Raw genomic sequence first — 712 nt, forward strand, 5'->3', positions numbered from 1 at the left:
ATAAAGCCATCGACATGTTAGATGTTTATGACAAAACGAAAAAAGATGAAATTGTAGAACGTAGTAGAGAATCATTTAATATTGAACATAAACTACGCAAAGGTCATATTAAACGCCTTAATCGTGGTGAATGTACAACAAAAGGCGGATTACTATATATCGATATGATTGGTGTTCTTGAACGTATCGGTTATCATTCACGAAATGTTTCTGAAGCACTTGTTGGCCTTAACGATGATGTACCTACAGATGAAGAAATTGCAACAACTGAAATTTAATTTTTACTGTCTTATTTATATTCATATTTTTTTAAAATTAGAGATTCAGATGCATGTAAAAAGCCAATCCAACATTCATGGGTTGGCTTTTTTGTTTAGCAAAATTTATTATCTTAAATCGGCTATAAACACTGATATAATAATGCTTCATTAGTATGCGGTAAGCATGACGGACACTGTTCTCGGAGTCTGACCCCGAAACGTTTAATATACACTTTTACACGTCGCCTTCATTGAAGCGAATAGCCATTATCTTCACATTAGATATAGTTCCTTCTATATAAATGTCCAAATTTTTAGAACAACACAATAAATAACCATCCACCTAACTTATCAAAAGTTTAAGTGGATGGTTTTTCATTTATATTTATATTAGTGTTAATCCAATCATAGATTTATCTATATGCACTGCTCTATACATTTCCTCATTTAAT

The 712-nt window shown here is 31.3% G+C and carries 1 protein-coding gene; it reads left to right on the top strand.

Annotated features, from left to right (window positions below):
* Positions 1–278, top strand: a 278-nt coding sequence (locus tag IDG60_RS18450; protein ID WP_150531149.1) for a PhoU domain-containing protein, incomplete at its 5' end; no start/stop codon positions are given.
* Positions 279–712 lie beyond the last annotated feature (434 nt).

The organism is Staphylococcus sp. EG-SA-2 (assembly GCF_017152085.1).